Here is a 476-nt window from a genome sequence, read left to right on the forward strand (position 1 = left end):
ATCCCCTAATGATTTTTACCAAAATCATTAGGGGATTCATCAGAGCTTTGTTTTGGTAGGATTACCGCCAAAATACACTCCCCTGAGGTTGACTGCATCCCGTACACAGAAAAGGTATCTAGCTATTCGATAGAATGGTTGGTCAATAAAGCTAGGCCACTTTGTAAAGTAGAGGGTATTCGAGTGGTTATATGATGTATTGTTCTCAAGGCCTAAACAGTCGTTTGTTACTAACAGGTTGAACGCTAATTCCTGCCCTGTGGCCGTAGATGAATTGGGTTGGAGTTGATTTAGAGCGCGGAATGTTGTCTCTAGTGCGGACTCTTTTCGATCATAAAAGAATGATACCAATGCGATGAGGCCGATTATTCCTAACAAAATCTTTAAAACTAGTGATATTTTTTTAATAATTTTATGCAACAAAGAGTGACGTTTCAGGTTGTTGAACTCTGCTCTTTCATTAAGCTCTTTTACTT

General features: G+C 38.9%; 1 protein-coding gene. It reads right to left on the reverse strand.

Annotated elements, in window-relative coordinates; genetic code table 11:
• Window positions 1-39 precede the first annotated feature (39 nt).
• Window positions 40-476, reverse strand: a 437-nt coding sequence (locus QTO00_RS20800) for a hypothetical protein (protein WP_331426402.1), incomplete at its 5' end; no start/stop codon positions are given.

Origin of the sequence: Vibrio sp. M260118 (assembly GCF_036533755.1) — a bacterium.
Taxonomy (GTDB): Bacteria; Pseudomonadota; Gammaproteobacteria; order Enterobacterales; family Vibrionaceae; genus Vibrio.